At 74.7% G+C, this 26226-nt stretch carries 28 protein-coding genes and 1 pseudogene; 12 read left to right on the top strand and 17 right to left on the bottom strand.

The features are described from left to right. Positions 1-153: 153 nt before the first annotated feature. From ACJTNH_RS18235 to mftA, 5 genes are all read right to left on the bottom strand, one after another. Positions 154-846: a potassium channel family protein gene (locus ACJTNH_RS18235; protein WP_458178231.1), complete on the bottom strand. Its 693-nt coding sequence runs from the start codon at positions 844-846 to the stop codon at positions 154-156. Beyond that, positions 839-2242 (bottom strand): TrkH family potassium uptake protein, encoded by a 1404-nt coding sequence (locus ACJTNH_RS18230; RefSeq protein WP_458178229.1) that lies wholly within the window; start codon positions 2240-2242, stop codon positions 839-841. The genes ACJTNH_RS18235 and ACJTNH_RS18230 overlap by 8 nt, the downstream gene beginning before the upstream one ends. A gap of 241 nt (positions 2243-2483) precedes the next feature. Further along, positions 2484-3725 carry a mycofactocin radical SAM maturase gene (gene mftC / locus ACJTNH_RS18225; RefSeq protein ID WP_458178227.1) on the bottom strand — a complete coding sequence of 414 codons (1242 nt, stop codon included), beginning with the start codon at positions 3723-3725 and terminating at the stop codon, positions 2484-2486. Next, on the bottom strand, positions 3722-4027 hold the full coding sequence (gene mftB / locus ACJTNH_RS18220; protein ID WP_458178225.1) for a mycofactocin biosynthesis chaperone MftB: 306 nt from the start codon (positions 4025-4027) through the stop codon (positions 3722-3724). Before mftB ends, mftC begins: the two co-directional genes overlap by 4 nt. Positions 4028-4037: 10 nt before the next feature. Beyond that, on the bottom strand, positions 4038-4151 hold the full coding sequence (gene mftA, locus ACJTNH_RS18215) for a mycofactocin precursor MftA (RefSeq protein ID WP_458178223.1): 114 nt from the start codon (positions 4149-4151) through the stop codon (positions 4038-4040). A gap of 115 nt (positions 4152-4266) precedes the next feature. Between mftA and mftR the strand changes: the two genes are divergently transcribed. Next, positions 4267-4869: a mycofactocin system transcriptional regulator gene (gene mftR / locus ACJTNH_RS18210; protein WP_458178221.1), complete on the top strand. Its 603-nt coding sequence runs from the start codon at positions 4267-4269 to the stop codon at positions 4867-4869. 144 nt (positions 4870-5013) lie between these two features. Beyond that, a complete protein-coding gene (locus ACJTNH_RS18205) occupies positions 5014-6108 on the top strand; it encodes a diguanylate cyclase (RefSeq protein ID WP_458178219.1) in 1095 nt (364 codons plus the stop codon). A gap of 18 nt (positions 6109-6126) precedes the next feature. On the opposite strand, the gene ACJTNH_RS18200 is transcribed toward ACJTNH_RS18205, so the two are convergent. Then, the gene (locus ACJTNH_RS18200) at positions 6127-6678 is read right to left on the bottom strand and encodes a hypothetical protein (RefSeq protein WP_458178217.1); all 552 of its coding nucleotides are present in this window, start codon (positions 6676-6678) and stop codon (positions 6127-6129) included. 137 nt (positions 6679-6815) lie between these two features. On the opposite strand from ACJTNH_RS18200, the gene ACJTNH_RS18195 reads away from it, so the two are divergent. From ACJTNH_RS18195 to ACJTNH_RS18175, 5 genes and pseudogenes are all read left to right on the top strand, one after another. Beyond that, a complete protein-coding gene (locus tag ACJTNH_RS18195; protein WP_458178215.1) occupies positions 6816-7538 on the top strand; it encodes a mycothiol-dependent nitroreductase Rv2466c family protein in 723 nt (240 codons plus the stop codon). Between the two features lie 11 nt (positions 7539-7549). Further along, positions 7550-8014 (top strand): SRPBCC family protein, encoded by a 465-nt coding sequence (locus ACJTNH_RS18190; RefSeq protein ID WP_458178213.1) that lies wholly within the window; start codon positions 7550-7552, stop codon positions 8012-8014. Positions 8015-8057: 43 nt separating this feature from the next. Next, positions 8058-8636, top strand: coding sequence for a winged helix-turn-helix domain-containing protein (locus tag ACJTNH_RS18185; protein ID WP_458178211.1), 579 nt, complete (start codon positions 8058-8060; stop codon positions 8634-8636). After that, the gene (locus tag ACJTNH_RS18180) at positions 8636-9139 is read left to right on the top strand and encodes an MFS transporter (RefSeq protein WP_458178209.1); all 504 of its coding nucleotides are present in this window, start codon (positions 8636-8638) and stop codon (positions 9137-9139) included. The genes ACJTNH_RS18185 and ACJTNH_RS18180 overlap by 1 nt, the downstream gene beginning before the upstream one ends. A gap of 29 nt (positions 9140-9168) precedes the next feature. Continuing rightward, a pseudogene (locus ACJTNH_RS18175) lies at positions 9169-9771 on the top strand (MFS transporter); the annotation flags it as partial. 30 nt (positions 9772-9801) lie between these two features. On the opposite strand, the gene ACJTNH_RS18170 reads toward ACJTNH_RS18175, so the two are convergent. Further along, positions 9802-11004 carry a cysteine desulfurase-like protein gene (locus tag ACJTNH_RS18170; protein WP_458178207.1) on the bottom strand — a complete coding sequence of 401 codons (1203 nt, stop codon included), beginning with the start codon at positions 11002-11004 and terminating at the stop codon, positions 9802-9804. A 46-nt stretch (positions 11005-11050) separates the two neighbouring features. Beyond that, a complete protein-coding gene (locus ACJTNH_RS18165; RefSeq protein ID WP_458178205.1) occupies positions 11051-11701 on the bottom strand; it encodes a maleylpyruvate isomerase family mycothiol-dependent enzyme in 651 nt (216 codons plus the stop codon). A gap of 165 nt (positions 11702-11866) precedes the next feature. On the opposite strand from ACJTNH_RS18165, the gene ACJTNH_RS18160 reads away from it, so the two are divergent. Further along, complete coding sequence (locus ACJTNH_RS18160) at positions 11867-12205, top strand: hypothetical protein (protein ID WP_458178203.1); 339 nt, start codon at positions 11867-11869, stop codon at positions 12203-12205. A 39-nt stretch (positions 12206-12244) separates the two neighbouring features. Here the strand turns inward: ACJTNH_RS18160 and ACJTNH_RS18155 are convergent, their stop codons facing one another. Continuing rightward, positions 12245-13648: a bifunctional 3-(3-hydroxy-phenyl)propionate/3-hydroxycinnamic acid hydroxylase gene (locus tag ACJTNH_RS18155; RefSeq protein ID WP_458178201.1), complete on the bottom strand. Its 1404-nt coding sequence runs from the start codon at positions 13646-13648 to the stop codon at positions 12245-12247. A 65-nt stretch (positions 13649-13713) separates the two neighbouring features. Here ACJTNH_RS18155 and ACJTNH_RS18150 point away from each other — a divergent pair, with 65 nt between their 5' ends. Continuing rightward, the gene (locus tag ACJTNH_RS18150; RefSeq protein WP_458178199.1) at positions 13714-14109 is read left to right on the top strand and encodes a DUF3224 domain-containing protein; all 396 of its coding nucleotides are present in this window, start codon (positions 13714-13716) and stop codon (positions 14107-14109) included. A 54-nt stretch (positions 14110-14163) separates the two neighbouring features. Here the strand turns inward: ACJTNH_RS18150 and ACJTNH_RS18145 are convergent, their stop codons facing one another. Beyond that, the gene (locus ACJTNH_RS18145) at positions 14164-16050 is read right to left on the bottom strand and encodes an L-lactate permease (protein WP_458178197.1); all 1887 of its coding nucleotides are present in this window, start codon (positions 16048-16050) and stop codon (positions 14164-14166) included. A 181-nt stretch (positions 16051-16231) separates the two neighbouring features. On the opposite strand from ACJTNH_RS18145, the gene ACJTNH_RS18140 reads away from it, so the two are divergent. Next, positions 16232-17359: an NDMA-dependent alcohol dehydrogenase gene (locus ACJTNH_RS18140; RefSeq protein ID WP_458178195.1), complete on the top strand. Its 1128-nt coding sequence runs from the start codon at positions 16232-16234 to the stop codon at positions 17357-17359. A 45-nt stretch (positions 17360-17404) separates the two neighbouring features. Here ACJTNH_RS18140 and ACJTNH_RS18135 read toward each other — a convergent pair whose 3' ends face one another. From ACJTNH_RS18135 to ACJTNH_RS18125, 3 genes are all read right to left on the bottom strand, one after another. Beyond that, positions 17405-18124: a hypothetical protein gene (locus tag ACJTNH_RS18135; RefSeq protein WP_458178193.1), complete on the bottom strand. Its 720-nt coding sequence runs from the start codon at positions 18122-18124 to the stop codon at positions 17405-17407. Positions 18125-18186: 62 nt separating this feature from the next. After that, positions 18187-18813, bottom strand: a complete 627-nt coding sequence (locus ACJTNH_RS18130) for an MOSC domain-containing protein (protein WP_458178191.1) — start codon at positions 18811-18813, stop codon at positions 18187-18189. Between the two features lie 18 nt (positions 18814-18831). Next, on the bottom strand, positions 18832-19740 hold the full coding sequence (locus ACJTNH_RS18125) for a LysR family transcriptional regulator (protein ID WP_458178189.1): 909 nt from the start codon (positions 19738-19740) through the stop codon (positions 18832-18834). A gap of 113 nt (positions 19741-19853) precedes the next feature. On the opposite strand from ACJTNH_RS18125, the gene ACJTNH_RS18120 reads away from it, so the two are divergent. Together ACJTNH_RS18120 and ACJTNH_RS18115 are read left to right on the top strand one after the other, a co-directional pair. Continuing rightward, positions 19854-21254 (top strand): M20 family metallopeptidase, encoded by a 1401-nt coding sequence (locus ACJTNH_RS18120; RefSeq protein WP_458178187.1) that lies wholly within the window; start codon positions 19854-19856, stop codon positions 21252-21254. An 88-nt stretch (positions 21255-21342) separates the two neighbouring features. Further along, positions 21343-22632 (top strand): MFS transporter, encoded by a 1290-nt coding sequence (locus ACJTNH_RS18115; protein WP_458178185.1) that lies wholly within the window; start codon positions 21343-21345, stop codon positions 22630-22632. Positions 22633-22635: 3 nt separating this feature from the next. Here ACJTNH_RS18115 and ACJTNH_RS18110 read toward each other — a convergent pair whose 3' ends face one another. The 4 genes from ACJTNH_RS18110 to ACJTNH_RS18095 form a co-directional block, all read right to left on the bottom strand. After that, positions 22636-22932 (bottom strand): putative quinol monooxygenase, encoded by a 297-nt coding sequence (locus ACJTNH_RS18110; RefSeq protein WP_458178183.1) that lies wholly within the window; start codon positions 22930-22932, stop codon positions 22636-22638. 69 nt (positions 22933-23001) lie between these two features. Further along, on the bottom strand, positions 23002-24123 hold the full coding sequence (locus ACJTNH_RS18105; RefSeq protein ID WP_458178181.1) for an XdhC family protein: 1122 nt from the start codon (positions 24121-24123) through the stop codon (positions 23002-23004). 24 nt (positions 24124-24147) lie between these two features. Next, complete coding sequence (locus ACJTNH_RS18100) at positions 24148-25236, bottom strand: vWA domain-containing protein (protein WP_458178179.1); 1089 nt, start codon at positions 25234-25236, stop codon at positions 24148-24150. A gap of 85 nt (positions 25237-25321) precedes the next feature. Further along, complete coding sequence (locus ACJTNH_RS18095; protein ID WP_458178177.1) at positions 25322-26212, bottom strand: AAA family ATPase; 891 nt, start codon at positions 26210-26212, stop codon at positions 25322-25324. Positions 26213-26226: the final 14 nt, after the last annotated feature.

Here is a 26226-nt window from a genome sequence, read left to right as displayed (position 1 = left end):
GCGCAGAAGCCGCCGCCGTCGGCAGCCCCTCAGCAATTCCCGCCCAGAACACCCGCATGTTCGCCCGCGTCGCCACCATCGACAGCACCCCTCAGCTGGGGTGATGCGACGACCCCCTGACACCGGGTCACCTGATCACCGCTGCGAACGCGGTCAGTGGAGGCGGCTGAAGCGTTCGGCGAGCTTGGTGCGGCCGGCGACCAGGATCATGTCGTCGGCCTCCACGACGGTGTCTGCGGTGGCGTAGCTGAAGCCCTCGCCGCGGCGGTGCACGGCCACGATGGTCACCCCGTACCGGGTGCGCACCCCGGTGTCGCCCAGCCGGCGGCCCAGGATCTCGGACGGCGGCCGGGTCTTGACCATGGCGAAGTCGTCCTCGAACTGGATGTAGTCCAGCACCGTGCCCCGCACCAGGTGGGCCACCCGGCGCCCCATGTCGTGCTCGGGGAAGACGACGTGGCCGACGCCGAGCTGCTGGAGGATGCGGCCGTGCGGCTCACTGAGCGCCTTGGCCCAGACGTTGCGGATCGCGAAGTTCAGCAGCAGCGAGGTGGTCAGGATGCTGGCCTCCACGTTCGTGCCGATCCCGACGACGGCGAAGTCGAAGTCGGGCACCGAGAGCTGGCGCAGCACCTCCTCCTTGGTGCTGTCGGCGCGCACGACCTGGGTCAGCCGGCCGTTGAGGCCCTGCACGATGTCCGGGTCGTCGTCGATGCCCAGCACCTCGGTGCCCGCGGCCATCAGCTCCAGGGCGAGCGCCGAGCCGAACCGGCCCAGGCCGATGACGACCACGGCGTTGGAGTCGGCGTGTTCCTGCGGGCGGTGGCGGGTCAGCCAGTCAGCCAATGACGGGTCGCTCCTTCGGCAGTTCGTACAGCTGGGTGTGCTGCCGCAGCGCGAGCGCCGAGGCCAGCGTGATGGGGCCGAGCCGGCCGATGAACATCAGCGCCACCAGCAGCAGCTGGCCGGCCACCGGCAGGTCGGCGGTGATGCCGGTCGACAGGCCGACGGTGGCGAAGGCGGAGACCACCTCGAACAGCACCTGGTCGAGGGTGAACGGGGTGATCACCAGCAGCACGAGGGTCGGCCCCATCACCGCGGCCAGCGACAGCAGGGCCACCGTCGTCGCCTGCCGGTGCACCGACCGCGGCAGGCGCTTGCCGAAGACGTTGACCGCGCCTTCGCCCCGGACCTCGGTGTAGATGATGAAGAACAGCACCAGGAACGTGGTGACCTTGATGCCACCCGCGGTGCCTGCCGGGCCGCCGCCGATGAACATCAGCACGTCCATGCCCAGCCAGCTGGCCGGCTCCATCGCGGCGATGTCGAGGTTGTTGAAGCCGGCGGTGCGCGGCATGACCGCGGCGGTGAACCCGGCGAGCAGCTTGCCCGGGACGCTGAGCGGGCCGAGCGTGTCGGGGTTGCGCCACTCCAGGGCGGTGAGGAAGACCGTGCCCAGCAGCAGGAGCGCCCCGGTGCCGGCCAGCACCAGGCGGGTGTTCATCGTCCAGGTGCGCGGCGTGCGGAACTCGCGCCGCAGCTGCAGCAGCACCGGGAAGCCGAGGCCGCCGGCGATCACCGCGACCACGATCGGCAGGCAGATCCACGGGTCGGTGACGAAGGACATCAGGCTGTCGCTGTACAGCGCGAAGCCGGCGTTGTTGAACGCCGACACCGAGTGGAAGACGCCCAGCCACAGCGCCCGGGGCAGCGGCTCGTCGTAGCCGAGGGCGAAGCGGGCGGTCAGCAGCACGGCGACCACCGACTCGAACAGCAGGCTGGCCTTGGCCACCCCGATCAGCAGCTGCCGGATGTCACCGACGCCGAGGCTCTTGGTCTCCGCCGCGGCGTTCAGCCGGGCCCGCAGCCCGAGCCGGCGGGCCAGCAGCAGCGCCAGCACCGAGGCCAGCGTCATGATCCCGAAGCCGCCGACCTGGATGAGGGCGAGGATCACCGCCTGACCGAACCCGCTCCAGTACGTCGGGGTGTCCACGGTGATCAGCCCGGTCACGCAGACCGACGAGGTGGCGGTGAACAGCGCCTCCATGAACCCGGCCCGCGCCGGGCCGGCGGTCGCGCCGGGCAGGGAGAGCAGGCCGGTGCCGACGGCCACCGCCGCGGCGAAGGCGGCCACCACCGCCTGCGCCGGGTGCCGGAAGCGCACGTGCAGCCCGCGCAGCCGGCGGCTCCTGGCCGGGTCGGTGGACGGGCGCGACCTGGTCCTCCCGCCGCTGCGCGCCACGCCGGAACCCTAGGTCAGCGGCCCGCCGGGACGACTGGGCGGCACGCAGCCGACTCACAGCCACCACCCGGACGGCGTCCAGGACGACGGCCGACAGTGGGTCACCCGACTGCTCGTGGAAGGTGCCCGATGACCGCCGTCGCCGTGCTCGCCGTCTTCTTCGCCCTGCTGGCCTTCGCCGACGTGCTGCCCGGCCAGACCGCCGCTCCCGGCCTGGTCGCCCCGCTGCGCTGACCGCCGGTCAGGCCATCCCGGCCAGCGGCGACTCGTCGCAGGCCCGGGTGGGCGGTGCGGGTGGCGGCCCAGCCGGGATCGACGGCATGCCGAGCAGCGTCGGCTGGCCGCGCACCGGCCCGGTGTGCGAGTGGTCCAGGTGGCTCTTCGGCGTGACCGTCGCGGCGTCGCGGGCGGCCAGCGCCGTCTCGCCGTACCCCTGCACGCACTCGGGGTCGGGGCCGTCCAGCGGCAGGCCGGTGAAGAACTTCGCCGCCATGCACCCGCCGCGGCAGGCGTCGAAGTGCGCGCACTTCGTGCAGGCCCCGCCGGTCTGCGGACTGCGCAGGTCGGCGAAGAGCTCCGAGTGCTGCCAGACCTGCTGGAACCCGCCGGGCGAGCGCACGTTGCCCGCCAGGAACTGCTCGTGGATGGCGAACGGGCAGGCGTAGACGTCACCGACCGGGTCGATCAGGCAGACCACCCGCCCGGCGCCGCACAGGTTCAGCCCGGGCAGCGCCTCACCGAACGCCGAGAGGTGGAAGAACGAGTCGCCGGTGAGCACCTGCTCGCCGTTGGCCAGCAGCCAGGAGTACAGCTCGCGCTGCTGGGCCATCGTGGGGTGCAGCTGGTCCCAGACGTCGGCCCCGCGGCCGGACGGTCGCAGCCGGGTCAGCCGCAGCTGGGCGCCGTAGCGGTCGGTGAGCGCCTTGAACTCGTCGAGCTGCCCGGCGTTCTCCCGGGTGACGACGACGGAGACCTTGAAGTCGCGCATCCCGGCCTCGGCCAGGTTCTCCAGCGCCCGGGTCGCGGTGGCGAACGAGCCGGCCCCGCGCACCCGGTCGTTGACCTCGGCGGTGGCGCCGTCCAGGGAGATCTGCACGTCGACGTAGTCGGTGCGGGCCAGCTGCTGCGCCCGCGCCCGGTCGAGCTTCACGCCGTTGGTGGAGAACTTGACGCCGACGTCGTGGCCGATGGCGTAGTCGAGCAGGTGCCAGAAGTCCGGCCGCACCGTGGGCTCGCCGCCGCCGACGTTGACGTAGAACACCTGCATCCGCTGCAGCTCGTCGATCACCGCCTCGGCCTCGGCGGTGCTCAGCTCGCGGGGGTCGCGCCGCCCGGAGGAGGACAGGCAGTGCACGCACGCCAGGTTGCAGGCGTAGGTGAGCTCCCAGGTCAGGCAGATCGGGGCGTCCAGGCCGTACTCGAACTGGTCGATCAGCCGGCCGCCCTGGGGGCGGGCCGGTCGCTCGGGCAGGACGGCGGTCACGCGGGCTCCTCGGTGCGGGGTTCGAGCATCTGCGAACGCGCCAGGTCGGCCAGCGCCCGCACGTAGGCGGGGCGCTGGGCCTCGGGGACGCCGCAGGCCACGAGGGTGGCGCTCGCCGTGGGGTGATCGGCCAGGGCGGTGACCACCTCGACCAGCAGCTCCGACTTCAGGAAGGAGAGCTTCCGGGTGCCGAAGTGGTAGACCAGCGCGCCGAAGGGCTCCGGCCGCAGCGCCACCGACCGGGCACGCCGCCAGGGCAGCTCCGGGTCGAACGCCGCTGCCACCGGCGCGGTCGAGGTCATCGCGTCGGGCTCAGTAGACGCCGCACATGCCGTCGATGGAGACCTCCTCGACGAGGGACTCCTCGACGAGCTCGTCCTCCACGACCGTCGGGGTCTGCGTCTCGTCCTGCGTCGTCTCGGCCACGCTGCCTCCGGGTGAGCTGGGTCACGGGTGGGACGACGCCGACCGTAGTGACACCGAGTGCCACCGGCAAGACCACCCGCGTGGGGCAGGTGCCCGGAGCGGGCGGGAGAGCAGGATGGCGGCCGTGACCGAGACCGTGGTCCCTGCACCAGCCCGCGAGGAGACCCGCGCGCGGATCGAGCAGGCGGCACTGGACCTGTTCACCGCGCAGGGGTTCGACGCGGTGACGATCGACGAGGTGGCCGAGGCCGCCGGGATCAGCCGCCGCACGTTCTTCCGGTACTTCGGCACCAAGGCCGACGCGGTCTGGGGCGACTTCGACGGCCACGTCGTCCGGTTGGCGGGGATGCTCGCCGCCACCGCGGCCGGCCAGCCGGTGCTCGCCTCGATCTGCGCGGCCTACGTGGAGGTCAACGACTACGACGACGCGGCGCTGCCCATGCTGCGCCAGCGGATGCGGCTGATCCTCACCGAGCCGGCCCTGCTGGCCCACTCCCAGGTGCGCTACGGCGACGTCGACCGGGTGGTCGCCGCGCACGTGGCCCGCCGCACCGGCGCGCGACCGGACGCCCTGGTGCCCCGGCTGGTCGCCGCCAGCACCCGGGCGGCCGCGACGACGGCGTTCGAGACGTGGCTGGACGACGTCCGGCTGCCGCTGGCCCGCGCGCTGCACGACGCCTTCGACGAGCTGGCCGCCGGCTTCCCCAGCCTGCGCTGACCGCAGGGCGGCGCCCCGGCCACCCCTCCGGGGGACGCTGCCGACGAGACCGTGCAGTTCCCTCGCGCGCGACCCGTTGTCCCCGGGGTGACCCGATCCGCACCCCCGGGCCTCCGGTGGCCCGACGGCCCACTCCCCGAGGCCGTGCTCGCCGACGTGCGCTCCCGCGCCCGGACGTCGGCGCTGCTCGTCTGCGCCGTGGCGGCGATCGGCTACCCGGCCTGGGCCGTGCTCGACCTCGCACTCGAGCCCGCCGCCGCTGACCGGCTGATCACGGTCCGGGCCGCCGGGACGGCGGTGATCGCGGTGCTGCTGTGCCTGCTCTGGTGGCACCCGGCCGGCCGCCGGGCACCGGCTGCGTTCGCCTTCGGCGTCCTGGCGGTCGTCCAGGTCACCACCGCCTGGATGCTCACCGGCGTCACCCACGTCGAGTTCTACCTGCTCGGCCTCTCCCTGGCCCTGCACGGCAGCGGGGTGCTGCTGGCGGTCCGCCCCCGGTGGACCGTCCTGCTGGTCACCACCACCTGGACCACCCTCGCCCTCGCCCTGGTCGTCGACCTCACCCCGTTGCGCCCGCGGCTGGTCGCGGCGGTGGCCGTATTCCTGGCCATCACCTCGCTGGTGGCGCTGCTGGCCCACTGGCGTCGGGCCCGGCTCGCCGTGGCGGCGCTGGTCAGCCGACTGCGGCTGGAGGAGGAGCAACGCCGGACCCAGGACCTGCTGGTGCAGCTGGAGCGGCTCAGCCTGGAGGACCCGCTGACCGGGGTGGCCAACCGCCGCCGATGGGACGCCGACCTGGCGGAGGCGTGCGCCCGGGCACGCGCCGACGGCGGCCGACTGGCCGTGGCGCTGGTCGACGTCGACCACTTCAAGCAGGTCAACGACCGGTACGGCCACGCCGCCGGGGACGCCGCGCTCCGCGAGGTCGCCGTCCTGCTCCGCGAGCACGTCCGGGACGGCGACCTGGTCGCCCGCCTGGGCGGTGACGAGCTCGCCGTCCTGCTGGCCGGCGCAGACGCGCAGGTCGCCGTGCGGATCTCCGAGCGGGTGCGCGCCCGGTCGCTGGAGCTGCGCCCGGAGGGCTTCACCGAGCCCGGCGTCAGCCTGTCGATCGGGGTCGCCGCGGCCACCGGCGGGAGCGCGGTGCCGCGGGAGCTGCTGGCCGAGGCCGACGCCCAGCTGTACCTGGCCAAGGCCAGCCGCAACGCCGTCCGGGCCCCGCGGCCGGCCGTCGGCTGACGGCCGGCCGCGACCGCGTCAGACCGTGGGGCTCGTCGCGGAGATGCCGCGCAGCACCTCGGACGGGCGCTGCTGCTCCCCGGCGTAGGAGCTGACCACGACGAGGGCGCCGGTCAGCGCCGGGACGACCCACTGCAGCTGGTCGAGCCGCTCCTGCGCCGCGGCGATCTCGCCGCGCGCCCGCTTGGAGGGCTTGGTCGCCCGCTTGGACGGCGTCGCCCCGCCCTGGGAGACGACCTTGCCCAGCACCCGGCTGTAGGCGGTGACCCCGAGGGCAGCCGCGGTGAGCAGGGTCTTCACGGTGGACATGGCGCCGGCCCCCTGCTGCTGGGCGACCCGCTGCTTGTTCGCGCCGAGCTGGCCGACGCTGCCGATGAGGTGCGCACCGATGGCGGCGGCGTTGACCGGGGTCCAGCGGTCCCACCCGGCGTTGGCGACGGCGCCGGTGGCCCGGTCGCTGCCGGCCTCGCCGGCGGCGGCGTTCAGCGCGACCGCGTTGGCCAGCGTGCCGCCGAACCAGGCGGCGAGGCCGACGTCGTGCAGGGAACGGGAGAGGGTGTTGCGGGCCATGGCTGGGCTCCTGAGGTCGAGGGACGGGGCGGCGACCGCACGGCGCCGCACATGAGCAGCCCGGTACCCGCCGGTCTCGGTTCCACCCCTCGGGTCGGCGACGAGCCGGACCGGTCCGTCAGTGGCAGCCTCGGGCCATGGCCGATGCCGACGTCCACTTCTACTTCGACCCCGTCTGCCCGTTCGCCTGGATGACCAGCAAGTGGGTGCGGCTGGTCATGGCCCAGCGCGAGTACGCGGTCGACTGGCGGTTCATCTCGCTGCGGCTGGTCAACGCCCACGTCGACTACGACGCGCAGTTCCCGCCGGAGTACGAGGCCGGGCACACCGCGGGACTGCGGCTGCTGCGGGTCGCCGCGCGCACCCGCGCCGAGCACGGCCCGGCGGCGGTCGGCACGCTGTACGAGGCGCTGGGACGGCGCATCTTCGACACCCCGCCCGACCCCGGCGCGACCGGTGGCGACCGGGGCACCCGCGGCTACCTGGAGCCGGTGCTGACCGGTACCGGCCTGCCGGCGCAGCTGGCCGACGCCCTGGAGGACACCTCGCTGGACCAGGTCGTCCAGGCCGAGACCGACGAGGCGCTGGCGCTCACCGGCAAGGACGTCGGGACGCCGATCCTGCACTTCCGGCCACCGGCCGGGGTGGCGTTCTTCGGCCCGGTGATCAGCCGGCTGCCCGCCGAGGAGGACGCCGTCGCGCTGTGGGACCACGTGGTCGGCCTGGCGGGCTTCCCGGGGTTCGCCGAGCTCAAGCGCAGCCTGCGCGAGCTGCCCCAGCTGCGCGGGCTCGGCGTGGAGCCGGACCAGGTCGGCGCCCAGGAGGACTGGCACGGCGGCAGCCGCCGGCAGCACAGGTAGAGACTGCCCCGGTGACCGAGAGCCTGACCCACGCCGAGTCGATCGTCGTCGCCACCACCCCCGACGCCCTCTACGACCTGGTGTCGGACGTCACCCGCACCGGCGAGTGGAGCCCGATCTGCACCGCCTGCTGGTGGGACGAGGGGGCGTCGGGGCAGGTCGGTGACTGGTTCACCGGCCGCAACGAGGTGCCCGGCCGGGTCTGGGAGACCCGCAGCCAGGTGGTCGCCGCCGAGCGCGGCCGCGAGTTCGCCTGGGCCGTGCGCGGCACGCTGGTGCGCTGGGGTTACACCCTCGAGCCGGTGGACGGCGGCACCCGGCTGACCGAGTCCTGGGAGTTCCTCCCCGCCGGGCTGGCCTTCTTCGCCGAGAACTACGGCGACCAGGCGCAGACCCAGATCGAGAACCGGACCCGCGCCGCGCACGAGGGCATCCCGGCGACGCTGGCTGCGATCAAGCGCATCGCCGAACGCTAAAGAGTTCTTGCGCAAGACTCCTTGTGCATGCCACGCTCCCCGCATGACCGATGACGGACGCCGGCACGTCCGCGACCCCCAGGCGATCCGGGCCCTCGCCCACCCGCTGCGACTCGCCCTGCTGGAGGCCCTCTCCGGGGAGGGCACCGCGACGGCCACCCGGTGCGCCGAGCTGGTCGGGGAGAGCGTGGCCAGCTGCTCGTTCCACCTGCGCACCCTGGAGAGGCACGGGTTCATCGAGCGGGCGCCGGGCATCGGCCGGGAGAAGCCCTGGCGGCTGACCTCGACGACCCAGCTGATCGAGCCGGCGCAGGACGCGGAGGGCCGGGCCGTCGCCGCCGCGGTCGACGAGTTCTTCCTCGACCAGGAGCTCGGGCGGCTGCGCGCCTGGTCCGCGCGGCGGGACGCCGAGGAGCCGCCCTGGCGGGACGCCACCCGGATGACCGGCTCGACCGCCTGGCTCACCGCCGAGGAGGTCGGCGAGCTGCACGAGGCGCTGGCCGCGGTGGTCGAGCAGTTCTTCGTCCAGCGCATCGGCGACCCGGCCGGCCGCCCCGACGGCGCCCGCCCGGTGCGGCTGTTCACCGCCACCAGCGTGGGCCTGAGCACCGGCACCGGCTGATGGGCGCCTTCGCCGAGCCGCGGTTCCGCCGGCTCTTCCTCGGCTGGTCACTGGGCAACTTCGGCGACAGCGCGCTGTACCTGACCCTGGCGGTCTGGGCGAAGGAGCTGACCGGCAGCAACTCCGCCGCCGGCCTGGTCTTCCTGGCGATCCTGCTGCCCACGGTGGCGGCCCCGGTGATCGGCCACCTGGTCGACCGGGTACGCCGCCGTCCGCTGCTGATCGGGGTCGACCTCGCCGCCGGCGCCGGCGTGCTCTCCCTGCTCACCGTCCGGGGGCCCGAGCAGCTCTGGCTGCTCTACGCGGTGGCACTGGGCTACGGCCTGGTCGCCATCACGCACAGCGCGGCGCAGTCCGGGCTGCTCCGCGACCTGCTCCCCGACGCCCAGCTCGGGTCGGCCAACGCCGGCTCTCCACCGTCGACCAGGGGCTCCGGCTGGTCAGCCCGCTGGTCGGCGCGGCCCTGTACGCGACGTTCGGCGGCGGATCGGTGGCGGTGCTGACGGCCGGGACCTTCGCGGTCGCCGCCCTGATGCTGACCACCGTGCGGATCGCCGAGTCCGACCCGGCGGCGGTGGCCCGCGAGTCGTTCCGCCGGGAGTTCGCCGCCGGGTTCCGGCACCTGGGCGGGGACCCGGTGCTGCGGCAGATGGTGCTGGCCCTGGCGGCCGGGATGGGCGTGCTCGGCCTCCTGGACACGGTTGTCTTCGCGGTTCTCGACGAGGGGCTCGGTCAGCCGGCCGCGTTCTTCGGGGTGCTGACCAGCGTGCAGGGTGCGGGCAGCGTGGCCGGCGGGCTCACCGCCGCCTGGCTGCTGCGCCGCGTGGGCGAGGGGCGCGCCGTCGGGGTCTCGCTGGCCGCCTTCGCGGTCGCCCTGACCCCCATGGCGTTCGGCTCGACGGCGCTGGTGCTCGCCGGCTCTGCGCTGGCCGGTGCGGCGATCCCGTGGTTCGTCGTCGCCTGGGTCACCGCGCGGCAGAAGCGCACTCCCCGCCACCTGCAGGGCCGGGTGGCCGGCGCGGGCCTGGTGGCGATGAACGGCGCCCAGACCGTCTCCTCCGGGCTGGGCGCCGTGCTGGTCGGCCTGGTCGACTTCCGGCTGCTGATCGCCGTCGCGGTCGTGGTGCTCGCCGTCACCGGCGGGCGGCTGGCCGCCCGGCCGGCCTCAGCCCGCCAGCCACTCCCGCAGGCCGGCGAGCAGCCGGTCGACGTCGGCCTCGTCGCTGTAGGGGGCGAGCCCGACGCGCAGCCCGCCGGCGTCGCCCAGCCCCAGGTGGCGGCTGGCCTCGAGGGCGTAGAAGGAGCCGGCCGGGGCGTTGACGCCCCGCTCGGCCAGGGCCCGATGGGCATCGGCGGCGTCCCGGCCGTCGAAGGTCAGCAGCAGGGTGGGGGTGCGCAGCGCGGCCCGTGACCACAGGGTGACCCCGGGCAGGTCACGGACGCCGTCCTCGACCCGCTCGCGCAGCCGGTCCTCGTGCTGCTCGATCGCGGCCATCGCGGCGACCAGCCGGCTGCGCCGGTCGCCCTCGTCGCCGGCCTGGGCGGCGATCAGGTCGATCGCCGCGGTGGTGCCGGCCAGCAGCTCGTAGGGCAGCGTGCCCAGCTCGAACCGCTCCGGGACGGCGTTGCTGGAGGGCAGCAGCTTCTCCGGGTGCAGGGTCTCCAGCAGCTCGGGCGCGGCGATGAGGCAGCCGCAGTGCGGGCCGAGGAACTTGTACGGCGAGCAGACGAAGAAGTCCGCGCCCAGGGCGGTGACGTCGACCGGTGCGTGCGCGGTGAGGTGCACGCCGTCCACCCAGGTCAGCGCCCCGGCCTCGTGGGCGAGGGCGGTGATCGCGGCGACGTCGGGGCGGGTGCCGATCAGGTTGGAGGCGCCGGTGAGGGCGACCAGCCGGGTGCGGTCGGACAGCAGCGCACCCACGGCCGACGGGTCGAGCTCGCCGGTGGCCGGGTCGAAGTCGGCCCACCGCACCGTCGCCCCGCGCGCCTCGGCGACCTGGACCCAGGGCCGGATGTTGGCGTCGTGGTCCAGCCGGGTGACCACCACCTCGTCGCCGTCCCCCCAGCCGGTGCTCAGCGTGCGGGCGAACTCGTAGGTCAGCGCGGTGGCGCTGCGCCCGAAGACGACGCCGCCGGGGTGGCCACCGGTCAGGTCGGCGACCGCCTGCCGGGCCTCGACGACCACCGCGTCGGCGTTGCGCTCGGCCTGGGTGACCGAGCCGCGGTTGGCCATCGGCCGGGTCATCGTGGCGGCGACGGCCTGCGCGACGACGTCGGGGGTCTGCGAGCCGCCCGGGCCGTCGAAGTGCGCGGCCCCGTCGGTGAGGGCGGGGAAGTGGGCACGGAGTGCGGCGACGTCGAAGCTCACCGGGCCACGCTATCCGCGCCGGCCACGGGTGCGCGCCGCCGGCCGGTCACGCCGCGGCCGCCCCGAGCCGGTCGGCGAGGAGCTGCCGGCCCGGCCCCTCGATGCGCGCCAGGGCGACGGACCTGCCGCAGGCGGCGAGCAGCAGGTCGATCCCCCGCCCCCGGACCTCGGCGCCCTCGCCCGCCGACCAGTCCAGGTCGGTGGCGACCAGCCGCAGACCGCGCAGCCGGCCGCGGGGGACGAACCCGACCGGCCGCCCGGTGGTGATGAACTCCAGCGCGATGCGCACCGCCGCCGGATCCGGGTCGAGCGGCAGCCCCAGCGGCAGCCGGATGTCCCCCTCGTGCACCAGCACCTCGGCCAGCGGCGCCCGCGGCCCGGTGACCGGCGGGGTGGACCGGCTGTCGGCCCGTTCCCGCAGCAACGCCACCGTCTCGGCCACCGGACGGCGCCCGGCCCGGCGTGCGGCCTCGTCGTTGGCCCGGTGCAGCCGGCCACGGGCGCGCACCAGGTCGCGGGCGAACTCCCCCAGCGCCCCCGGTGCCGTGGAGTCGGCGAGGTGGGCACCGACCGTGCGCACGTCCCACCCCGCGCACAGGCTCGGGGTCGCCAGCTGGGCGTCGTCCAGGCCCTCGAGCAGGTCCGCGACCGCGCGCCGGCGCGCGGCAGCCAGCCGGAACGGGTCGATCTCGGCCACCGTGGTGCCCCTCTCCTCGGGAGCCCACCCTCGCAGGTCTCCGGCGCACCGACGACCCGGCGTGGCCGGTGGGCCGGAGATGTGCCGCTCGGATCAAGGACCTGCCGCAGCAGCCGATGGCAGGAGGAGGACTCACTCCCGGGAGGCGTCGTGTCGGTCAGTGCGGTGGGCAGCACCAGCTCGGTGATCGCCTCGGCGTTCCGCCAGTCGCAGGCGGCTGACGCCCGAACGGGCGCACGCTCCCGGGCGGGCGGAGCCGCCGAGGGCACGGCTGCGGGCGGTGCCAGCGGCAGCACACCGGCGATCACGGCGCTGAGACAGCAGCTCGCCGAAGCGCAGGAGGCACTGCAGCGCCTCGTCGACGCCAACGCGGACGAGCAGGCGATCCGGGCGGCGCAGCAACGTGTCCACGCCTGCGCCTCGGCGCTGGCGGCCGCCCTCACGCAGCAGGCCGCGGCCGCCGCGAAGGCCGAGCGAGCCTCCGCCGCAGGGCAGTACCTCTAGACGGCTCCGGCGCGCCTGGCCGGCGACCACCCGGTCACCTCATCCGTGGACGGCGGCCACGATCCGGTCCGGGCGCACCAGCACCGAACGGCCGCCCAGCCAGCGGGCCAGCTCCGGGCAGTCGACGTCGGCACCCACCACGAACCGCCGACCGGGCCAGTCGGCCGGCACCGGCCCGCCGGCCGTGAGCACCGCCCAGCCGGGGCCGAGCAGGTCGTCCAGCCGCCGGGTGCCCGCGACCGTGGGCTGGGGCAGGAGCGCCCCGACCGGCGAGCCGGGCGCGAGGAGGGGCCGGCGCACCAGCGGGCCTCGACGCAACGGCGGCGTCCGGCTGGCGGCGGCGAAGGCGGCCAGCCGGGGCACCCGCTGCACGGCCGTCAGCGCGGCCCGCCGGGCCAGCACCGCCCGGTCGCCACCGCCGGTCATCAGCGCCCCCAGCAGCACCGCCACCCGGATGAGCGCGCGGGCGTGCGGGGCCCGCTCGGCCTGGTGGGTGTCGAGCAGGGCGTCGTCCGCGCCGTCCAGCACGGCGGCGAGCTTCCAGGTCAGCTGGTGCGCGTCGCGCAGCCCGAGCCCCAGGCCCTGGCCGATGAACGGTGGGGTCAGGTGCGCGGCGTCCCCGCACAGCAGCACCCGCCGGTCGCGCCAGCGGTCGGCCACCTGCGCGGCGTAGGTGTACTCGGCGGTGCGGACGACGGTGCAGTCCTGCGCCCCGAAGCGGCCGAGCAGCCCCGACAGGTCGAGGTCGGCCGCCGACTCCCCCGGCGCCAGCCGGAACTCGGCGCGGTGGCGGTCGCCGGCGATCGGCATGAACGTCGCCGGGCGCACCGGGTCGCACACCTGCTGCACACCGGGCCAGACCTCCAGCGGCGCGTCGGCGGCGAGGTCGACCACCAGCCACCGCTCGGAGGGGCCGAGGTCGACCATCCACGACCCGATCAGCCGGCGCACCGTGCTGTTCGCGCCGTCGCAGCCCAGCACCGCGTCGGCGGTCAGCACCTCCTCGGCACCGGTGGCCCGATCGCGGACGGTGAGACGGACGGGTCCGGGTTGTTCCACGTGCAACACCTCGACCCCGCCGCGCAGCGACGCCCGCGGCTCGGCGGCCAGCGCCGCGCGCAGCACCGACTCGAGGTCGGGCTGGCTGAACATCGACGCCTGCGGCCAGCCGTGCTCGCCGCCGCCGCGGGGGAACTCGGCGAGCGTGCGGTGCTCGCCGTCCAGCAGGCGCAGCCCGGCCATCGGCCGGCTGACCGCGGTGAACGCCTCGGCGACGCCGGCGGCCTGCAGCACCCGCAGCGACTCGTCGTCCAGGTGCACCGCACGCGGCTGCGGATAGGCGGCCGGGTGCCGGTCGAGCACCAGCACGTCGACGCCCCGGCGGGCCAGCAGCAGGGCCGCGGTCACCCCGACCGGGCCGGCACCGACCACCACCACCGTCACGACGGCGAGTGTGCCCGGCGCCCGTACCCGCGACAGCGGGCGGGACCCGGGCCAGGATGCGCGGCATGGACCTGCACCTGACCGCGCCGTTCACCATCGACACCTGGGACGCCGTCCCCGACCCGGCACCCACCGAGCCCGGAGCGCCGGCCACCGGGCGGGTGGTGCTGGTCAAGACCTACGACGGCGACGACCTCGCCGGCTCCGCCACCGGCCACGCGCTCACCACCCAGGGCGAGCGCGGCTCCGCCTACGTGGCGCAGGAGCGGATCACCGGCACCCTCGCCGGCCGCCGCGGCAGCTTCGTCCTCGAGCACGGCGCCGAGATGGGCGAGGGGGTGGCCACCACCCAGTGGGCCCGGGTGGTCGCCGGCTCGGGCACCGCGGCGCTCGCCGGGCTCACCGGCTCGGGCACCGTCGCCCACGAACTGCTCACCCTGGACGTCGTCCTGCCCGACTGACCCCCTGCGCCAGGGCGACGCAGGGGGTCAGTGCGATCAGGTCAGGGCGTCGGGTCAGCGCTCGTCGCGGGTGCGGCTGGGGTCGACGACGAGGTCGGTGTGCTCCCGCCCGTCACCCGGCGCCCCACCGGTCGTGGCCCCACCACCGGCGCCGACCAGCTCGTCGTTGTCCCGCCCGGGCGCCCGCCGCAGCGCGACGATCAGCGCCACGAGGGCGACCAGGAGGACGGCCAGCCACAGCGTGCTCAGGTTGGCCCCGAAGCCGTAGATGGCCACCAGCGAGATGCCGCCGGCCATCAGGCAGTAGTAGATGGTCGGCAGGACCGTCTTGCGGATCAGGTCGCCCTCGCGGCCGATCAGGCCGACCGTCGCCGACGCCGCCACGATGTTGTGCACCGTGATCATGTTGCCCGCGGCACCGCCGACCGCCTGGGTGGCGACGACCGTCTCCGGGGTGACCCCGATCTGCTCGCCGGTGGAGAACTGGAACAGCGAGAACATCAGGTTGCTCACCGTGTTGCTGCCGGCGACGAACGCCCCGAGCGCACCGATCCACGGCGCGAACGCAGGCCAGGCGCCCCCGGCGACCGAGGCGGCCCCCTCGGCCAGGGTGAGCGGCATCGACGCCAGGCCGGAGTCGTTGAAGTCGGCTCCGGAGTTGATGAACACCCGCACCAGCGGCAGGGCGAACAGCAGTGCCACCGCCGCACCGGCCAGCTGGCTGCCGGCCACCTTCCACGACGCGGCGATCTGGGCCGGCTTCATCCGGTGCAAGGCGTAGGTGACCAGGCAGGTGAGGATGAACAGGAAGCCGGGCAGGTAGACGACCTGCAGCGCCTGCGCGATGCCGGTGCCGAAGATGTCGTCGACGTTGACCACCCGCCAGCCGGTGGTGAGGAACTCCGTCACCGGGTCGATCGTGCGGCTGAGCACCAGCAGGGCCGCGACGATCACGTACGGCGTCCAGGCCAGCCAGATGCTCATCTTCGGGCCGGCGACGCCCTTCTCGTCCTCCGGGGCCAGGCTGCCCATCCAGTTGGCCGCCCAGCGCTCGCGGGCCGGGAAGTCCCAGGTCTTCTTCGGCATCAGGAACCCGCGGCTGGACGCGAACATCACGATGACCAGGCCGGTCAGGCCGCCCAGCAGCGACGGGAACTCCGGGCCGAGCACCGCGGCCACCGTCACCGACGGGACGGTCATCGCGAAGGCGGCGAACAGCGCGAACGGCCAGATCGCCAGGCCGTCGGCGAACCGCTTCCGCTCACCGAAGAAGCCGCACAGCATGCAGGCGAGGAACAGCGGGATCAGCGTGCCGATGGCCGCGTGGATCAGCGCCACCTGCAGGCCGATCCGCTCCAGCAGCTCGGGGAACTGGATGCCGAGCACCGTCGTCCGCTCCTCGACGGCGCCGGAGCCGCTGAGCCCGCCGCTGACGCCGACCAGGATCGGGGTGCCGACCGCGCCGAAGCTCACCGGGGTGCTCTGGATGATCAGGCCGACCATGACCGCGGCCATGGCGGGGAAGCCCAGGGCCAGCAGCAGCGGGGCGACCACGGCGGCGGGGGTGCCGAAGCCGGACGCACCCTCGATGAAGCTGCCGAACAGCCAGCCGATGATGATCGCCTGCACCCGCCGGTCGGGGCTGATGCTGGTGAAGCCGGCGCGGATGGTCGCCATCGCGCCGCTCTTGGTCAGGGTCTCCAGCAGCAGCAGCGCGCCGAAGACGATGTAGAGCAGGGTCAGCGCCAGCAGCAGCCCCTGGACGACGGAGGCGGCGATCGCCGTCGCGCTCATCTCCCAGGCGAACAGGGCCACCAGCACCACGACCACGAAGCCCACGGGCATCGCCCGCTTGGCCGGCCACCGCAGCCCGGCCAGGAGGACGCCGACCACCAGGATGGGCAGCAGGGCCAGCAGGCTGAGCACAGCGAGGTTGTCCACGTTGACGCCTCTCGTCGGCAAGATCTGCGCGCTCTGCGGCGCGCGGACACTGCACTGTGGCGCACGACACGGCCGCACGCCACCCCTCGGCGGTGACCTTGACGCGGTCGAGACCCCTCAGCAGTCTGTGAGCTCGACCACGTCAACGGCGACGTGGCGTGGGTGCTGGGAGGAACCGGCGATGAAGACCAAGGGCGCGATCCTGTGGGGCGTCGGCCAGGAGTGGTCGATCGAGGAGATCGAGATCGGCGATCCACGTGCGAACGAGGTGACCGTCGAACTCGCGGCCTCGGGACTGTGCCACTCCGACGAGCACCTGGTCACCGGTGGCACGCCGGTCGCCTCCTACCCGGTGCTCGGCGGCCACGAGGGGGCCGGCGTCGTCACGGCCGTGGGGCCCGGGGTGACCGGGCTGGCCGTCGGCGACCACGTGGTGACCGCGTTCATCCCGGCCTGCGGGCAGTGCCCGCCGTGCTCCAACGGCCACCAGAACCTCTGCGACCTCGGCGCCAGCCTGCTCGCCGGGACGGCGATCACCGACGGCACCCACCGCGTGCAGGTGCAGGGCCAGGACGTCGTCCCGATGTGCCTGCTCGGCACGTTCGCGCCCTACATCACCGTGCACCAGGCGTCGGTGGTGAAGATCGACCCGAGCATCCCGCTGGAGGTCGCCGCGCTGGTCGGCTGCGGCGTCACCACGGGCTGGGGCTCGGCCACCCGGGTCGCCGACGTCCGCCCGGGCGAGTCGGTGGTGGTCATGGGGGCCGGCGGGGTGGGGATGAACGCCGTCCAGGGCGCCGCGGCCGCCGGGGCGCGACACGTGGTGGTGATCGAGCCGGTCACCGAGAAGCACCAGTGGGCCAAGGACTTCGGCGCCACGCACGTGTTCGCCACCGCCGAGGAGGCGATGCCGGCGGTCGACGAGATGACCTGGGGCCGGATGGCGGAGAAGGCGATCATCACCGTCGGCGACATCCAGGGCGAGGACGTGCAGACGGCCGTCTCGCTGATCGGCAAGGGCGGCCGGGTCGTCGTCACCGGCATGGGCAACGCGGCCAACATGGACGTGAAGCTCAACCTGTTCGAGTTCACCCTGCTGCAGAAGGACCTGCAGGGGGCGATCTTCGGCGGGGCCAACCCGCGCGCGGAGATCCCGGCGCTGCTCGGTCTCTACCAGGCCGGCCAGCTGAAGCTCGACGGCCTGGTGACGCAGAAGTACTCGCTGGAGCAGGTCAACCAGGGCTACCAGGACATGCGGGACGGCAAGAACATCCGCGGGATGATCGTCTACACCGACGCCGACCGCTGAGTCCCGGCCCGGCGCCCCGCGGAGGGCGCCGGGCCGGGCACGAGCTCAGGCGCCCAGCTCGGAGAGGTCGAGCGCGTCGGCCGGGGCGGTGATCTCCTGCTCCTCGCCGAAGCCGTCGAAGGTCAGCGTGCCGGCGTCGTCGCCGGTGTTGACGATCTGCAGCGGGTAGCGCGGGTCGTCGGCGGCCACGTACAGCGAGCTGCCGTCGGCCTGGGTGACGACCAGCACCTCCTCGCCGTCCAGCTCGTCGGTGGTCACCTCGTCCTCGACGGTGCCGTCGCTGGGCGAGCGCAGCTCCTGCGCCAGGCCGGTGAGCGTGAGCTGCTGGAAGGCGGCCGCCTCGGTGGCGGGGACGACGACCCAGACCCCGACCAGCTGGTCGACCGCCTCCTGCGGCACGCCCGAGCTCAGCCAGAAGTCCGCCGGCCCCTGGAAGTAGGACACCCCGCCGACGGTGAGCAGCTGGACCTCCTGGCCGCCGAGGGTGATCGAGCCGATGGCGTCCTCGCCCTGCAGGTACAGGTCGATCGACTGCTCCTCGGCGCCGGTGCCGATGGTGCCGGTGACGTGCGCGGCGCCGGCCTCCTCGAGCGCGTCAGCGGCGTCGGCGGCCACCTCGGCGCCGGTCTCCTCGCTCGCGCTGCTGCTGCTCTCCGCGCTGCTGGTCGCCGCGCTCTCGGAGCTCTCGTCGGAGCCGCCGCAACCGGTGAGCAGCACAGCTGCTGCCAGTCCGGCGGTCAGCTGGGTCGCGACTCGCTGTCGCACGCGCATGGGTCTTCCCGTCTCTGGGCGGTGCCGCGCACGTGCTCGTGCGTGGGCAGGCGAGATCATCGCGACTCCCCGGCCGCCGGACTGTGCGGTGGCTGTGCACCGGCGTGTCGCGGCCGCGGGACGGGCCGGACGGCGTCGCCTGCGCGCGCCGGGTCGAGCGGGACGGCGGAGCGGAGGACGGCCGGGCCCAGCCGCAGGACACCGCCGCTGCGCGGGGCGCAGCGGACCCCCGCCCGGCCGCGCAGTCCGCGGTGGGCCCCCGGTGCCAGGGCGAGGTCGAGCCAGGCGCAGGGGTTCGCCGGCCGGCCGCCGGCCAGCAGCACCGCGCCCTCCCCGCAGTCGAGGCTGAACAGCTCCCCGCGCAGCGCCTCGACCTCGGCACCTCGCAGGACGACGTTGCGCCGGGCCGCCAGCGGGTCCAGCGGCCCGCTGCCCAGCTCGTCGGCGAGCGCGTCGACCCCCTCGGCGGCCAGCACGGTCACCGCGGCGTCCCGGTGGGCCGGCTGGCCGAAGTACCGGTCACCGACGATGCCCAGCCCGGCCCGCACCTCGATCCGGTCGGCGCGCTCGACCGGGCCGGCCAGCGCCGGGTCGGGCCGGCCGTCCCAGCGGTGCGCGGGCGAGGCGAGCAGCCCGACGACCTCGACGTCATAGCGGTGGGGGAGGTGCTCGTCGTCCGTCACGTCCGGTGATCCTGCCGGTCAGATCTCCACCTGCTCCAGCACGGACACCAGGTGCTCGGTGAAGCGCTCGACCGGCGCGGGCAGCCGGCGCCCCGCCTGGGCCTGCACCTGCAGGGTGCGCTGGGCGAACTCCCGGCCGCCCAGCGGCACCGCCACCAGCCCGCCGTCCCCGCGCGCCGGGCCGTGGCGCAGGGTGATCTGACCCAGCACGGTCACCGCGCCGGACTCCTGGACGAAGCGGGTGACGGCGTCGGGGTTGTCGCAGACGAACACCGGGTCGACGGTGAACCCGGCCGCGGCACAGGAGATGTCGAACAGCGAGCGGTTGGTCGTGCCCGCCGACGACAGCGCGAGCGGCACGTCGCGCAGGTCGCGCAACGAGACCGAGTCGCGGCCGGCCAGCGGGTGGTCGGGGCGCATCACCACCTTGAGCGGGCCCGGCCGGGAGAAGACGATGCGCACGCCGGAGTCGATGGTCAGCGTGAAGGTGACCGCGAGGTCGGCGGTGCCGTCGCGCACCATCTGGGTGGCCTCCGCGGGGCGGGCCAGGGTCAGCACGAACCGGGCGCCGGGGTGGGTGGCCCGGTAGCCGGCGGTCACCCGGGGCAGGAAGTCGTGCCCGGTGCCGTCGGTGGCGGCCAGGGTGATCACGGTGTCGGCCTGCTGGCGCTCCTGCACCTCGTCGAGCAGCTGGACGGCGTCCTGCACCGCCCGCCGGGCGTACCCGGCGAAGGCCCGCCCGGCCTCGGTGACGACCACGCCGGTGGACCGTCGCTCGAACAGCGGGGCACCGACCTCGCGCTCGAGCCGGGTGATCTGCCGGCTGATCGCAGAGCTGGCGACGTACAGCCGCCGGGACGCGGCGTTGACCGAGCCGGTGTCGACCACCTCGAGGAAGTAGCGGAGGGCGGGGTCGACCAGGGGCATGGCCGAACCGTAGCCAGCGTTGCCGGAGCGGCAACGGGAGAGCCCGATCATTGTCAGCGGCAGTTGACCTGTGCACCTTGTCGCATGCGTCACGGCGCTGCGAGCGTGTCTGCATGGACCGCCAGCACGCCGTCGCCCGCGCCGCCGAGCACTTCGACTCCGGCGCCTTCCACACCGAGCTCGCCCGCCGGGTCGAGTACCGGACGGAGAGCGCCGACCCCGGGCGGGCCACCGAGCTGCGCCGCTACCTCACCGAGGAGATGGTGCCGGCGGTCGAGCGGCTCGGCTTCACCGCCCAGGTCGTGGAGAACCCGGTCTCCCCGGGGCACCCGTTCCTGGTCGCTCGCCGGGTGGAGGGCGCGGACCTGCCGACCGTGCTCACCTACGGGCACGGCGACGTGCAGCCGGCCCATCCCGAGCAGTGGCGCGCCGGCCTGGACCCCTGGCGGATCGTGGTGGAGGGCGACCGCTGGTACGGCCGGGGCGTCGCCGACAACAAGGGCCAGCACACCGTCAACCTCGCCGCGCTGGAGCACGTGCTCGCCGAGCGGGACGGCCGGCTGGGCTACAACGTCACGCTGCTCCTGGACATGGGTGAGGAGTTCGGGTCACCGGGCCTGGCGGAGGTCTGCGACATGCTGCGCGACGAGCTCGCCGCCGACCTGCTGATCGGGTCCGACGGGCCGCGGGTCGCCGCCGACCGGCCCACCGTCTTCCTCGGCTCCCGCGGCTCGGTCAACCTGACGCTGACCGTGCGGGCGCGCGGTGAGGCACAGCACTCGGGCAACTGGGGCGGGGTGCTCAGCAACCCGGCCACGCTGCTGGCCAACGCACTGGCCAGCCTGGTCGACGGCCGCGGCCGCCTGCTGGTCGAGGGGCTGCGGCCGGCCGAGGTGCCCGAGCCGGTGCGGCGCGCGCTGGCCGACGTCCCGGTCGACCAGGGCCCGGACTCCCCCGTCGTCGACGCGGAGTGGGGCGAGCCGGGCCTCACCCCCAGCGAGCGCCTGTTCGGCTGGAACACCCTGGAGGTGCTGGCGATGACCGCCGGCGACCCGGCCGCCCCGGTGAACGCCATCCCGCCGTTCGCCCGCGCGCACTGCCAGCTGCGCTTCGTGGTCGGCACGGACGCCGGGTCGGTGGCCACCCTGGTGCGCGACCACCTCGCCTCAGCAGGGTTCGGCGCGGTCGAGGTGGTGCAGGACCACGCGATGGCCGCCACCCGGCTCGACCCGGAGGACCCGTGGGTGCCCTGGACGCTGGCGTCGCTGCAACGGACGACCGGCACCCGGCCGGCGCTGCTGCCCAACCTCGGCGGGTCGCTGCCGAACGCCGCCTTCGCCCACGTGCTGGGGCTGCCGACCGTCTGGGTGCCGCACTCCTACCCCGGGTGCGCCCAGCACGCCCCCGACGAGCACCTGCCGACACCGCTGATCCGCGAGTCGCTGCAGGTGATGGCCGGCCTCTGGTGGGACCTGGCCGAGCTCGACGGCCCGTGGCCGCCGCGCGCCGCCTGACGCCCCGCACGAGCCCCCGCACCCGGCCCCGCCGGAACACCTCCGAGCACGTCCCGCCGCCGCGTCAGACCGATCCCTGGAGCCCGCCATGCCCGCACCTGCTCCGCAGGCAGCACCCGCCCGGCCCACGCCCAGCCCGGGGCGGATCATCGCCGCGGCCTGCATCGGCAACGCCCTCGAGTGGTACGACATCGCCGTCTACAGCTTCTTCGCGGTGTACATCGCCGACGTCTTCTTCGGCAACGACGACCCGGCGTTCTCGCTGCTGCTGGCGCTGGGCACCTTCGCGGTGTCCTTCCTCATCCGACCGCTGGGCGCGCTGGTGCTGGGCGGGTACGCCGACCGGGCGGGCCGCAAGCCCGCCCTGACCCTCTCGCTGGCGCTGATGATGATCGGCACGCTGCTGATCTGCGTCATGCCGTCCTACGACACCATCGGCGTGCTCGCCCCGCTCGGCATCCTGCTGGCCCGGCTGATCCAGGGCTTCGCCGCCGGCGGCGAGTTCGGCAGCGCCACGGCGATGATGGTCGAGCACCTGCCCGAGCGCCGCGGGTTCGCCGCGAGCTGGCAGTTCACCAGCCAGGCGGCGAGCTCGCTGCTGGCCGCGGTGCTCGGCACGGTGCTCACCACGACGCTGAGCAGCGACCAGCTGACGTCGTGGGGCTTCCGCATCCCGTTCCTGGTCGGCCTGCTCGTCGGCCCGGCCGGCCTCTACATCCGCCGGCACGTGCCCGAGCCCGAGGCGGCCGTCGAGGTGCTGACCCGCGACACCCCGAAGACGCCGGTGCGCGAGGTGCTCCGCTCGCACAAGCTCGCCGTCCTGCTGACGATCGGCGTGCTCGCGGCGACCACGTCGCTCAACTACATGATCACCTACATCCCGACGTACGCGATCGACACGCTCGGGCTGCCCGACTCGACCGGCTTCATCGCCACGCTGGTGGCCGGCGTCGTCCTGCTGCTGGTCACCTCCGTCGCCGGGCACCTGTCCGACCGGTTCGGCCAGATCCGGTTGATGACGCCGGCCGCGGGGCTGATCCTGCTGCTCATCTACCCGATGTTCGCCCTCATGGTGGGGGTACCGGCGCTGGGCACGCTGGTGGTGGTGCTGTTCTTCATGGCGCTGTTCAAGGCCACCTACTTCGGCCCGATGGGCGCCCTGATGGCCAACCTCTTCCCGACCGAGACGCGGGCGACCGGGATGGCCGTGGGCTACAACATCGGCGTCGCGATCTTCGGCGGCTTCACCCCGCTGATCGCGCAGTGGCTGCTGCGCAGCACCGGCAACGACGCCTCACCCGCCTTCTGGGTCGCCTTCGCCGCCGCGGTGAGCCTGGTCAGCCTGGCCACCATCCGGCGCCGCCTCGGCCTGCGCTGACCGCTACCGCTCCGGCAGCGTCTCGTAGGTGCGCACCGAACGCTCGGCCAGCAGCGGGATCGCCTGACCGGCGGCCAGCTCCTGGAAGTGCGGGCTGGCCCGGTGCGCGTCGACCGCGGCGTCGTCGTCGTACACCTCGTAGACCAGGAAGGTGCCGGGCTCGTCCGGTGAGGTCTGCGCCTGGTAGTGCCGGCACCCGGGCTCGGCCCGGGACAGCGGGGTGAGCTGCCGGAGCAGCTCGGCCACCCGTTCGACGTGCTCGGGCTGGGCCCGCCAGGTGGCGAGGACGACGCGTGCCATGCCGCCATCGTCCACGACGACCCGTACGAGCTCGCGCCGTGGCCGTGTCGGCCACCACGGCCGGGCTGGTCAGCGGTCGGCGGTGCGGTGGATCGGGCCGTCGGCGCCGGTCAGGCGCTCGCCGGTGCCGCCCCAGCGGCCGGCGATGATCTCGGCGGCGATGCTCACCGCGGTCTCCTCGGGCGTCCGGGCGCCGAGGTCCAGGCCGATCGGGGAGCTGAGACGGACCAGTTCGTCCTCGGTCAGCCCGGCCTCGCGCAGCCGCGCCAGCCGCTCGTCGTGGGTGCGCCGGGAGCCCATCGCGCCGACGTAGGCCACCGGCAGCCGCAGCGCGACCTCCAGCAGCGGGACGTCGAACTTCGGGTCGTGGGTGAGCACGCACAGCACCGTGCGCTCGTCGATCGCCCCGGCGTCCACCTGGGCCTGCAGGTAACGGTGCGGCCACTCGACGACCACCTCGTCGGCGTCGGGGAAGCGGCGGGCGGTGGCGAACACCGGCCGGGCGTCGCAGACGGTGACCCGGTAGCCGAGGAACGAGCCCACCCGGGCGACGGCGGCGGCGAAGTCGATCGCGCCGAAGACGACCATCCGGGCCGGCGGGGCGAAGGAGGAGACGAACAGGGTCAGCTCGTCGCCGCGCCGCTCGCCGTCGTGCCCGTAGGTGAGCGTCGCCGTCCGGCCGGCGGCGAGCATGCCGCGGGCGTCGTCGGCGACGGCGTCGTCCAGCCGCTGGGCACCGAGGGTGCCCGAGGCGCGGTCGGGCCAGAGCACCAGCCGCTTGCCCAGCCGGTCGGCCGGGCCCTTCACGCAGGTGACGACGGCGACCGGCTCGTGCGCGCCGACCGACGCGGCGACCTCACCGAGCTCGGGGAAGGACTCCCGCGAGACCGCCTCCACGTAGACGTCGAGGATCCCGCCGCAGGTCAGGCCCACGGCGAAGGCGTCGTCGTCGCTGACCCCGTACCGCTCCAGGGTGGGCTCGCCGCTGGCGACGACGTCCTGGGCCTCGGCGTAGACCGCGCCCTCGACACAGCCGCCGGAGACGCTGCCCACCGCCGTCCCGTCCGGGCCGACCAGCATCGATGCGCCGGCCGGGCGCGGGGCGGACCGCCAGGTGCCGACCACGGTGCTGACGCCGACGGTCTCCCCCGCCTGCCACCACCCGATCAGGTCATCGAGAACATCGCGCATCTGCGTCCTCCTCCTCGCGGTGCGCTAGGCACGCTCGACCACCCCGGCCAGTTCCTCGAAGGCGGCCATGCTGTGCCCGGCGACGAAGTGGTCGACGCTGGGCAGCGCGGCGACCATGCCGCCGGTCAGCGGTTCGTAGCCGGCCCGGCCCTTGTGCGGGTTCACCCAGACGACGGCGTGGGCGAGCCGGCGCAGCCGGGCCATCTGCTCGCCGAGCAGCTCCGCGCCCCCGCGCTCCCAGCCGTCGCTGCAGACCACCACGACCGCACCGCGCGCGGTGCCGCGCTGGCCCCAGCGGTCGAGGAACGCCTTGAGCACCTCACCGATCCGGGTGCCGCCGGACCAGTCGGGGATGGCCGACCCGCTGGCGGCCAGCGCCTTGTCCGGGTCGCGCAGCCGCAGCTCGCGGGTGACCCGGGTCAGCCGGGTGCCGATGGTGAACACCTCGGTGGACGCGGGCCGGGCCCGGACGGCGGCGTGCGCGACCCGCAGCAGCGCATCGGCGTAGGGGCTCATCGACCCCGACACGTCGATCAGCAGGACGACGCGGCGCGGGCGGGGGCGGGCCCGGTGGTGCACCAGCCGGGTCACCTCGCCGCCGTTCCGCAGGGCCCGCCGCACGGTGCGCGCCTGGTGGACGGCGCCGTGGGCCGACGGGCTGCGCCGCCGGGAGGCCCGCATCGGGGCGGCCGGCCGGAGCAGGGCGAACAACCGCCGCAGCTGGTCGCGCTCGGCGACGGTCAGCCCGGCGACGTCCCGGTGCCGGAGCACCTCCTCGCCGCTGGCCAGGGTGGCGAGGTCGGAGGGCTCCCCGCCGTCCTGACTGCCCTCGCCGGTCTGCAGCGGCGCGGACTGCGCGACCCGCTGCTCCTCCGCGCCCGACGGCCGGCGGGTGCGCGGCGCCTCCCCGCCGAACCAGGCGGCGAACGCGGCGTCGTAGCGGTCGAGGTCGTCCGGGCTGCCGCAGAGGGTCAGCCGGCCGGCCCAGTAGACGGCGGTGGGGTCGAGGACGTCGAGGTGGGCGACGGCGGCCAGCATCGCCTCGACCCGGTCCGGGGAGGCGTCGACGCCGGCGTGCCGCAGCGTCCGCGCGAAGCCGAGCACCGTCGTCACGACGTCCCGCCCCGACCGTGCTGGAACGGCCCCGTTCAGACGCTCGCCCTGAGCCTGCGAAGGGTGAGGGGGACGGGGTCCTCCGTCAGCCGCCACCGAAGAGCGCTCCCCGGGCCAGCGCGTGCACGCGGTCGGTGTCCTCCCGGTACTTGAGCACCGCGCCCAGGGTGCGGGCCGCGGTGTCCGGGTCGAGCTCGCGGGCGCCGAGGGCGTGCAGCGCGGTCGCCCAGTCCATCGCCTCGGCGACACCGGGCGGCTTGAGCAGGTCGAGCTCGCGCAGCCGGGCCGTCGCCCGGGCCACCTGCCGGGCGAGCTCGTCGGTGACGTCGGGCAGCCGGCGGCGCAGGATCGCCACCTCGCGCTCGAAGTCGGGGTGCTCGAGCCAGTGGTAGAGGCAGCGGCGCTTGAGCGCGTCGTGCACCTCGCGGGTGCGGTTGGAGGTGAGGACGACCAGCGGCGGCGTCTGCGCCCGGATCGTGCCGAGCTCGGGGATGGAGATGGTGAAGTCGCTGAGCACCTCGAGCAGGAAGGCCTCGAACTCGTCGTCGGCCCGGTCGACCTCGTCGACGAGCAGCACCGACGGGGAGTCCTCCAGCGCCTGCAGCAGCGGGCGGGCCAGCAGGAACCGCCGGTCGTAGAGGCCGGCCTCCAGCTCGTCGGCGCCCGAGGCAGTGCCGGCGGCCTCGGCGGCGCGCAGGTGCAGCAGCTGCCGGCCGAAGTCCCAGTCGTAGAGGGCGTGGCTGGCCTCCAGGCCCTCGTAGCACTGGAGCCGGTAGATCGGCCGCCTCGTCACCTCGGCGAGCGCGCGGGCCAGCGCCGTCTTGCCGACCCCGGCCTCGCCCTCCAGGAAGAGCGGCCGGTGCATGACCAGCGCCAGGTAGGCCGCGGTCGCCAGCCCCTCGTCGGGGAGGTAGCCGGTCGCCTCCAGGGCGTCGGCGAGCGCGCCGGGGTCAGCGGGCAGGGTGGGCTGGCTCACGTCCAGGAGCATCC

It is taken from the genome of Modestobacter lacusdianchii (genome assembly GCF_054177765.1).
The sequence above is the reverse complement of the archived record's forward strand: the minus strand, read 5'-3'. Positions and strand labels throughout refer to the sequence as shown.

Bases quoted from the DNA above. Each gene is read 5' to 3' on its own strand.
- mftB (WP_458178225.1), bottom strand. From the start codon at position 4,027: ATGACCTCGACCGCGCCGGTGGCAGCGGCGTTCGACCCGGAGCTGCCC.
- mftR (WP_458178221.1), top strand. From the start codon at position 4,267: ATGGCGGCCGTGACCGAGACCGTGGTCCCTGCACCAGCCCGCGAGGAG.
- ACJTNH_RS18200 (WP_458178217.1), bottom strand. From the start codon at position 6,678: ATGGCCCGCAACACCCTCTCCCGTTCCCTGCACGACGTCGGCCTCGCC.
- ACJTNH_RS18195 (WP_458178215.1), top strand. From the start codon at position 6,816: ATGGCCGATGCCGACGTCCACTTCTACTTCGACCCCGTCTGCCCGTTC.
- ACJTNH_RS18185 (WP_458178211.1), top strand. From the start codon at position 8,058: ATGACCGATGACGGACGCCGGCACGTCCGCGACCCCCAGGCGATCCGG.
- ACJTNH_RS18180 (WP_458178209.1), top strand. From the start codon at position 8,636: ATGGGCGCCTTCGCCGAGCCGCGGTTCCGCCGGCTCTTCCTCGGCTGG.
- ACJTNH_RS18150 (WP_458178199.1), top strand. From the start codon at position 13,714: ATGGACCTGCACCTGACCGCGCCGTTCACCATCGACACCTGGGACGCC.
- ACJTNH_RS18140 (WP_458178195.1), top strand. From the start codon at position 16,232: ATGAAGACCAAGGGCGCGATCCTGTGGGGCGTCGGCCAGGAGTGGTCG.
- ACJTNH_RS18125 (WP_458178189.1), bottom strand. From the start codon at position 19,740: ATGCCCCTGGTCGACCCCGCCCTCCGCTACTTCCTCGAGGTGGTCGAC.
- ACJTNH_RS18120 (WP_458178187.1), top strand. From the start codon at position 19,854: ATGGACCGCCAGCACGCCGTCGCCCGCGCCGCCGAGCACTTCGACTCC.
- ACJTNH_RS18115 (WP_458178185.1), top strand. From the start codon at position 21,343: ATGCCCGCACCTGCTCCGCAGGCAGCACCCGCCCGGCCCACGCCCAGC.
- ACJTNH_RS18110 (WP_458178183.1), bottom strand. From the start codon at position 22,932: ATGGCACGCGTCGTCCTCGCCACCTGGCGGGCCCAGCCCGAGCACGTC.
- ACJTNH_RS18105 (WP_458178181.1), bottom strand. From the start codon at position 24,123: ATGCGCGATGTTCTCGATGACCTGATCGGGTGGTGGCAGGCGGGGGAG.